Origin of the sequence: Pseudomonas sp. AFG_SD02_1510_Pfu_092 (assembly GCF_003331055.1) — a bacterium.
In the GTDB taxonomy this organism is placed as follows: Bacteria; Pseudomonadota; Gammaproteobacteria; order Pseudomonadales; family Pseudomonadaceae; genus Aquipseudomonas.
Map to the genome: position 1 here is coordinate 58,518 of NZ_PUQD01000027.1, position 8,297 is coordinate 66,814.

Annotated in this window: 5 protein-coding genes and 1 pseudogene; 4 read left to right on the forward strand and 2 right to left on the reverse strand. The window is 64.6% G+C overall.

What is annotated here, in order from left to right; all coding sequences use genetic code 11:
- Positions 1-96: 96 nt before the first annotated feature.
- Positions 97-2,544: an acyl-CoA dehydrogenase gene (locus C6A77_RS13695; RefSeq protein ID WP_114169943.1), complete on the reverse strand. Its 2,448-nt coding sequence runs from the start codon at positions 2,542-2,544 to the stop codon at positions 97-99.
- Between the two features lie 284 nt (positions 2,545-2,828).
- Here C6A77_RS13695 and C6A77_RS13700 point away from each other — a divergent pair, with 284 nt between their 5' ends.
- The 3 genes from C6A77_RS13700 (at position 2,829) to C6A77_RS13710 (ending at position 5,305) form a co-directional block, all read left to right on the forward strand.
- Positions 2,829-3,452: a glutathione S-transferase gene (locus C6A77_RS13700; protein WP_114169944.1), complete on the forward strand. Its 624-nt coding sequence runs from the start codon at positions 2,829-2,831 to the stop codon at positions 3,450-3,452.
- 144 nt (positions 3,453-3,596) lie between these two features.
- Entirely contained in the window at positions 3,597-4,529 is a 933-nt protein-coding gene (locus tag C6A77_RS13705) for an ABC transporter ATP-binding protein (RefSeq protein ID WP_114169945.1), read from the forward strand.
- Positions 4,526-5,305, forward strand: a complete 780-nt coding sequence (locus tag C6A77_RS13710) for an ABC transporter permease (protein WP_114169946.1) — start codon at positions 4,526-4,528, stop codon at positions 5,303-5,305. The genes C6A77_RS13705 and C6A77_RS13710 overlap by 4 nt, the downstream gene beginning before the upstream one ends.
- 9 nt (positions 5,306-5,314) lie before the next feature.
- Here C6A77_RS13710 and C6A77_RS13715 read toward each other — a convergent pair.
- Positions 5,315-5,821: pseudogene (locus tag C6A77_RS13715) on the reverse strand (DUF2062 domain-containing protein); the annotation flags it as partial.
- Between the two features lie 142 nt (positions 5,822-5,963).
- Between C6A77_RS13715 and C6A77_RS13720 the strand changes: the two are divergent.
- Entirely contained in the window at positions 5,964-8,177 is a 2,214-nt protein-coding gene (locus C6A77_RS13720) for a DNA internalization-related competence protein ComEC/Rec2 (RefSeq protein WP_114169947.1), read from the forward strand.
- Positions 8,178-8,297 lie beyond the last annotated feature (120 nt).

Sequence of the window (8,297 nt, forward strand, 5' to 3'; positions counted from 1 at the left end):
AGCTTGGAAAACCGGCAGAGCCTTTTGACGGCTCTGTCGGTATCCCTGCTTCGCTCACGTCAGTTGGCTCGGTTGCGAAACGCCCAAGGCAGATGCTCAGCGAATTCGACCAGGCTCGGAAAGCAACTGGTCTTTTTCGAACGCATCCACATCGATGACTTTCCGACGTGCCTGTTCAGCTTCCTTCAAGCGTTGGCCTTCTGTCGGCTGTAACAGGCCCGCTTCAACGGCTGCATCAATGGGCGACTGTTCGTGAGTTGGATGTATCTGGGCTGCCTTGATGGCCTGATGCAAAACCTTTTGCAGAGGCGCGGTTTCAGTCAGCAAATCCCTTGCCCTTTGCAGTGCCGCTACGGGATCGTCTTCACCTTGTGGCCTGAAGCATCCCGCCAAAAGCTCCTCCAGTGTCGGGTCACCCTTGCCACGCCCGATCAGCGCTGCCACCTCGGCATCCAGTTCATCGCTCGGCCCGCGATGGCGGCGGCCGAAGGGGAACACCAGCACGCGCAAGGCGCAGCCTACAAACCGGTTGGGGAAGTTGTCGAGCAGCCGGTCGAGGGCTTTTTCCGCCTGGCCCAGGCTTTCTTCCATGGCCCAACGCAACAGCGGCTGCATATGCTCCGGTGAGCCGAGGTCGTGATAGCGCTTGAGCGCGGCGCTGGACAGGTACAGGTAGCTCAGCACATCACCCAGTCGTGCGCTCAGGCGTTCGCGGCGCTTGAGCGCCCCACCCAGCAGCATCATCGACAGGTCGGCCAGCAACGCAAAAGCAGCCGCCTGGCGGTTGAGGGCGCGGAAGTAGCCTTGGCTCAGGGCATCGCCCGGCACGTTTTCCAGGCGCCCCAGCCCGAGGTTGAACACCAGTGTGCTCGCCGCGTTACCGGCGGCGAACATGATGTGCTGCATCAGCAGGTCGTCGAATTCGCGGAGCGCCTGGTCGCGGTCCTCGCGCCCTGCCAGGGCCATCTCCTTGAGCACGAATGGGTGGCAGCGGATGGCACCCTGGCCGAAGATCATCAGGTTGCGCGACAGAATGTTCGCGCCTTCGACGGTGATGAAGATCGGTGCCCCTTGCCAGTTGCGGCCCAGGTAGTTGTTCGGGCCCATGATGATGGCCTTGCCACCGTGCACGTCCATGGCGTGCTGGATGCACTCGCGGCCGCGCTCGGTCAGGTGGTACTTGAGGATGGCCGACAGCACCGAAGGCTTCTCGCCCAGGTCCACGGCCTTGGCGGTCAGCAGGCGCGCGCTGTCCATCAGCCAGGCGTTGCCGCCGATGCGCGCCAGCGATTCCTGTATGCCTTCGAAGGCCGCCAGCGGCACATTGAACTGCTCGCGGATGCTGGCGTACTGGCCGGTGACCAGGCTGGTGTACTTGGCGGCGCCAGTGCCCACGGCAGGCAAGGAGATCGAACGGCCTACCGACAGGCAGTTCATCAGCATCATCCAGCCCTTGCCGAGCATGGCCTGGCCGCCGATCAGGAAGTCCAGCGGTACGAATACATCCTTGCCGCTGTTGGGGCCGTTCATGAACGCTGCGCCCAGCGGCAGGTGGCGTTTGCCAATCTCGACACCGGGGGTGTCGGTGGGGATCAACGCCAGGCTTATGCCCAACTCTTCCTGTTCGCCCAGCAGGTGGTCCGGGTCGTAGGCCTTGAAGGCCAGCCCCAGCAGGGTAGCGACCGGGCCGAGGGTGATGTAGCGCTTTTCCCAGTTCAGGCGCAGGCCGATCACTTCCTGGCCTTGCCATTGGCCCTTGCAGACCACACCGCTGTCGGGCATGGCGCCGGCATCGGAGCCGGCCAGTGGGCCGGTGAGGGCGAAGCAGGGGATTTCCTCGCCGCGCGCCAGGCGCGGCAGGTAGTGGTTGCGTTGTTCGTCGGTGCCGTAGTGCAGCAACAGTTCTGCGGGGCCCAATGAGTTTGGCACCATCACCGTGGAAGCCAGGTCGCCGCTGCGGGTGGCAAGCTTCATCGCTACCTGGGAATGGGCGTAGGCGGAGAAGCCTTTGCCGCCGTATTCCTTGGGAATGATCAGGGCGAAGAAGCCGTTCTGCTTGATGTGCCGCCAGGCTTCGGGCGGCAGGTCGAGGTCCTGGCCAATCTGCCAGTCGCTGACCATGGCGCAGAGTTCTTCGGTAGGGCCGTCGATGAAGGCTTGTTCTTCCTCGGTCAACTGCGGGGCCGGGTAGCTGAGCAGGGTGCGCCAGTCGGGGCGGCCGCTGAACAGTTCGCCGTCCCACCAGACGGTGCCGGCATCAATTGCCTCGCGTTCGGTTTGCGACATCGGCGGCAGGGTGCGCTGGAACCACGTGAACACCGGGCCGGTGAATACCTTGCGGCGCCATTCGGGCAGCGCCACCAGGGCGATTTTCAGTGCCAGCACTATCCAGATCAGGGTCAGCAGCCAGCCTGGGGCACTGCTGAAGATACCCATCAGCAGCATATAGGCTGCCACGGCACCGAGAATCTGCAAGGGCGCCAGGCGCCGGTGCGTGAGGTACGCCGCGCCGATCACCAGCACTACCAACCACAACAGCAACATAATCGGTCCTCCTTGGAACCAGGGGGCTTGAGCCGTCCCGGACAGCTTAGACGCTACGCTGCGAACGGCCGGGTCAGAACAGTGACAGGGTATGGCTGCGGGAGTTTCAGTCCGGTGTTTACCTGTACCGGCCTCTTCGCGGGTGAACCCGCTCCCACAAGTACTGCAACGCTCTCAGGTGTGGTGCGATCCCTGTGGGAGCGGGTTCACCCGCGAAGAGGCCGGTACAGGCGATAAAACTCTGGAGTAGACTGTGCCACCTCCGCATTCATAAGGACGTTGCCATGCTGAAGATCTGGGGCCGCAAGAACTCGAGCAATGTGCGCAAGGCGCTGTGGATCGCCCATGAACTGGGCCTGGATTTCGAGTCGATCGACGCCGGCGGCGCCTTTGGCGTGGTCAACGAGCCGCATTACCGTGCGCGCAACCCCAATGGCCTGGTGCCGATGCTGGAGGACGGCGACCTGACCCTGTGGGAGTCCAACACCATCGTCCGCTACCTGTGCGCCGAGTACGGCGCCGAGCAGGGCTGGTACCTGGCAGACCCACGCCAACGCGCGCAGGCCGACAAGTGGATGGACTGGGCCACATCGTCGTTCGCTGCGCCATTCCGCCCGTTGTTCTGGGGCCTGCTGCGCACTCCGGAAGACCAACGCGACTGGGTGGCGATCAACGCCGCGCACAAGCAGTGCGCCCAGCTGTTGAGCATCGCCGACGAAACCCTGGCCAAACAGGCGTACCTTTCTGGTGACCAAATAGGCATGGGTGATATCCCACTGGGCAGCTTCATCTACGCCTGGTTCGAAATGCCCATCGAGCGCCCGGCCATGCACCACCTGGAGGCCTGGTACGCGCGCCTGAAAGCCCGCCCGGCCTACCAGGCGGCGGTGATGACTGCGTTGACCTGATCGAACACCACGGCTATTTCGATAGTCACTATCAATACACATGACTGTACTTGTGCGGCCTGGCCTTGCACCATGGCCGCACTCACTGCGCCAGTGGTCTGCCCTGGCGTGTCCCGCACCTTATTCTTCGGTAAGTGACCCGCTATGAGTTCCGCCCTGTCCATCCGACAGCTGACCAAGACCTACGGCAACGGTTTCCAGGCCCTCAAGGGCATCGACCTGGATGTTGCCGAAGGCGACTTCTTCGCTTTGCTCGGCCCCAACGGCGCCGGCAAATCCACCACCATCGGCATTCTTTCCACCCTGGTGAACAAGACCAGCGGCACGGTCAATGTGTTCGGCCATGACCTGGACCGCGAGCCGGCGGCGCTCAAGCGCTGCCTGGGCGTGGTGCCGCAGGAGTTCAACTTCAACCAGTTCGAGAAGTGTTTCGATATCGTCGTGACCCAGGCGGGCTACTACGGCATCCCGGCCAAGATGGCCAAGGAGCGCGCCGAGCAGTACCTGACCCAGCTTGGCCTGTGGGACAAGCGCGATGTGCCGTCGCGTTCACTGTCCGGCGGCATGAAGCGCCGTTTGATGATCGCCCGTGCGCTGATCCACGAACCACGTCTGTTGATTCTCGACGAGCCCACTGCGGGCGTGGACATCGAGCTGCGCCGTTCGATGTGGAGCTTCCTCACCGAGCTGAACCAGAAGGGCATCACCATCATTCTCACCACGCACTACCTCGAAGAGGCCGAGCAGCTGTGTCGCAACATCGGCATCATCGACCACGGTACCATCGTCGAGAACACCAGCATGCGCCAGCTGCTGGGCAAGCTGCATGTCGAGACCTTCGTCCTCGACCTCAGGCAGGACCTGGCCACCGCCCCGGTATTGCAAGGCTACCCGTGCCGGCTGCTGACCCCGCACACCCTTGAAGTGCAAGTCGAGAAGGACATCGGCATCACCGCACTGTTCGGCCAGCTGGCGCTGCAGAACATCGAAGTGCAGAGCCTGCGCAACAAGACCAACCGACTCGAGGAGCTGTTCGTGTCCCTGGTAGAAAAGAACCTGTCGAAGGTGGCCGTATGAGTGTCGAATTGCGCACCAACTGGGTCGCCCTGAACACCATCGTCTACCGCGAAGTGCGGCGCTTCTTGCGCATCTGGCCGCAAACCCTGCTGCCGCCGGCGATCACCATGGTCTTGTACTTCGTCATCTTCGGAAACCTGATTGGCCGGCAGATCGGCGACATGGGCGGCTTCAGCTACATGGAGTACATCGTGCCAGGGCTGATCATGATGTCGGTGATCACCAACTCCTACGGCAACGTGGTGTCGAGCTTCTTCGGCAGCAAGTTCCAGCGCTCGATCGAAGAGCTGATGGTGTCGCCGGTCTCGCCGCACACGATTCTCGTCGGTTATGTGCTGGGCGGCGTGCTGCGCGGCCTGGCAGTGGGGGTGATCGTGACCTTCCTGTCGCTGTTCTTCACTCACCTGCAGGTGCACCACCTGGGCGTGACCGTGGTCGTGGTGCTGCTGACCGCCACCATTTTCTCGCTGCTGGGTTTCGTCAACGCGGTGTTCGCGCGCAACTTCGACGACATCTCGATCATCCCGACCTTCGTGTTGACGCCGCTGACCTACCTGGGCGGGGTGTTCTACTCGATCAACCTGCTGCCGCCGTTCTGGCAGACCGTGTCGCTGGCCAACCCGGTGCTGCACATGGTCAACTCGTTCCGCTACGGCATCCTAGGGGTGTCGGATATCAGCATTGGCACGGCGATTACCTTCATGCTGGTCGCCACTGCGGTGCTCTACCTGGTGTGCATTCGCCTGCTGGTCAGCGGCCGTGGCATGCGTGCCTGAGGCCTTGCACCGGCATTGGCGACGGCGCCACTGCCGGCCCACCCACCAGCGCCAGTAGAGCATGGTGGCGAAGTAGCCGACGATGCCCAACACCACGCCGCATACCACCGAGCCGAGCAGGAAGGGTTGCCACAGCGTCGACAGCTGGTCGGTGATCCACTGGAAGGTCAGTTCGTCGGGCAGGGTGCGTGGCGGTACCTGCAGCAGCCAGGCGCCGGTCATGTAGGTGACGAAGAACACCGGTGGCATGGTCAGCGGGTTGGTCAGCCATACCAGGCTGACCGCGATCGGCAGGTTGCCGCGCAGCGGAATGGCCAGCGCCGCGGCCAGCAGCATCTGCGCTGGCATCGGGATCAAGGCCGCAAACAGGCCCACCCCCATGGCCCGCGCCACCGAGTGCCGGTTCAGGTGCCACAGGTTCGGGTCGTGCAGCAGTTTGCCGAAAAAGCGTAAGGACTTGTGTTCACGAATGCTGGTCGGATCCGGCATGTAGCGTTTGAAAAGTCGGCGCGGCATGTAGGCTCCCGGGGCGTTGGTCCTGGCAGTATGCCCTGATTCCCGTTCAGCCTCGTTTAGAGTTTGTGACAATTGTTGAGCAAGCGCTGCGCGCATTTGCGCTATGCCTCAGGGGGTTATCTGCCGTCTGGAGCTCTACCTCATGCGCACAGGGATGTTGGCGCTCGCGCTCGGGCTGTTGTGCCTGGGTTTTCTTCCCGTATTGCCATCTGTCGGATGGCTGCTGGTGCTGTTCGCCTGCGCGGTGTTCAGCCTGTTTACCCGTTGGCGGCTGCCGGGGTGTTTTCTGCTTGGGCTGTGTTGGGCTTGCTGGTCTGCCCAGCAGGCCCTTGATGATCGCCTGGCTGCCGGGCTCGATGGCCGCACCCTGTGGCTGGAGGGGCGGGTGGTCGGTTTGCCGACCCGCACGGCGCAAGGCGTGCGTTTCGAACTGCAAGCCCCCCGCTCAAGGCGGGCCGAGCTGCCGCAACGCCTGCAACTGAGCTGGTTCGACGGCCCGACGCTGCGCGCGGGCGAGCAGTGGCGGCTGGCCGTGACCTTGCAGCGCCCGAGCGGGCTGCTCAACCCGCATGGGCCTGATCGCGAGGCGCAACTGCTGGCGCGACGAGTAGGCGCCAGCGGGACGGTCAAGGCCGGGCAGCTGCTGGCGCCCGTCGCGGGTGGCTGGCGCGATGCGCTGCGCCAGCGCTTGCTGGCAGTCGAGGCCAATGGCCGCCAGGCGGCGCTGGTCGCCCTTGTTCTGGGTGACGGGGCCGGCCTGGCCCGGGACGACTGGCAGACCTTGCAGGCCACTGGCACCGTGCACTTGCTGGTAATTTCCGGGCAGCACATCGGCCTGGTCGCCGGCCTGCTGTATGGCCTGGTCGCCGGGCTGGCGCGCCGGGGGCTATGGCCGGCACGGCTGCCGTGGTTACCGTGGGCCTGCGGCCTGGCCATGGCTGCAGCATTGGCCTACGGCTGGCTCGCCGGTGCTGGCGTGCCGGTCCAGCGGGCCTGCCTGATGCTGGCCGTGGTGCTGCTCTGGCGCCTGCGCTTTCGTCATCTCGGGGCGTTCGTACCTTTGCTGCTGGCGCTGGTTGCGGTGTTGCTGGTCGAGCCGTTGGCGCCGCTGCTGCCCGGTTTCTGGCTGTCGTTTGCGGCGGTGGCCACGCTTGTCTATTGCTTCAGTGCCCGCCTGGGGGGCTGGCGGCCGTGGCAAGCCTGGACGCGCGCGCAGTGGGTGATCGCCATCGGCTTGCTGCCGGTGCTGCTGGCGACCGGCCTGCCCGTGAGCCTGAGTGCCCCGCTGGCCAACCTCGTGGCCGTGCCGTGGCTCAGCCTGGCGGTGTTGCCGTTGGCCTTGCTGGGTACCGTGCTGCTGCCGCTGGGCGCGGCGGGGGAGCTGCTGTTGTGGCTGGCGGGTGGTTTGCTGGATGTGCTGTTCCGTGGCTTGGCGCTGCTGGCGCAACAGCGCCCGGCGTGGCTGCCGCCAGCACTGCCGCTGTGGGCCTGGCTGCTGGTCTGCCTGGGTGCGCTGCTGGTGCTGTTGCCGCGTGGCGTGCCACTGCGCGGGTTGGGCGGGGTGATGCTGCTGGCGCTGTGGATACCGCGCGAGGCGGTACCGTTCGGGCAGGTCGAGGTCTGGCAGCTGGATGTCGGCCAAGGCCTGGCGGTGCTGTTGCGTACCCGCCAGCACAGCCTGTTGTACGACGCCGGGCCGGCCAGGGGCGAAAGCGACCAGGGCGAGCGGGTGGTGCTGCCGACCTTGCGCAAACTGGGCGTGAGCGGCCTCGACCTGATGCTGGTCAGCCATGCTCACGCCGACCATGCCGGTGGTGCTGCGGCCATTCTGCGCGGCCTGCCGGTCGGGCGAGTCATTGGCGGCGAAGCGCTGGATGAGGTGCAACTGCAGCCTTGTGCCAGTGGCGAGCAATGGGACTGGGACGGCGTGCGTTTTTCCTTGTGGCGCTGGGCGGATGGGCGTAGCAGTAACGATCGCTCCTGCGTGTTGCTGGTCGAGGCGCAGGGCGAGCGGTTGTTGCTGGCCGGGGATATGGAAGCCGGGGCTGAAGCGGCCTGGTTGGCAGCTACCGATTTGCCCCGCATCGACTGGCTGCAGTCGCCGCATCATGGCAGTCGCAGTTCGTCCAGCGAGGCGTTCGTGCGCGCCACGGCGCCACGTGGGGTACTGATTTCACGGGGACGCAACAACAGCTTCGGGCACCCGCATGTGCAGGTGGTCGAGCGCTATCGGCGGCATGGGGTGGTGGTGCATGACACGGCCGAGCAAGGGGCGTTGCGGTTGCTGTTGGGCGCGCAGGGGGAGGTTGAAAGTATGCGCCGGCAGCGGCGTTTCTGGCGGGTTCGGGTGGAGTGAGGTGGAGTGAGGTGGAGTGGCTTACAGGTGCTCGCCATTACATTTGCAGCGCCTGTGAGATCGAGCGCCGCCCGCGCGGCGCATCGCCGGCAAGCCGGCTCCCACATCTGTTTCGGGCCA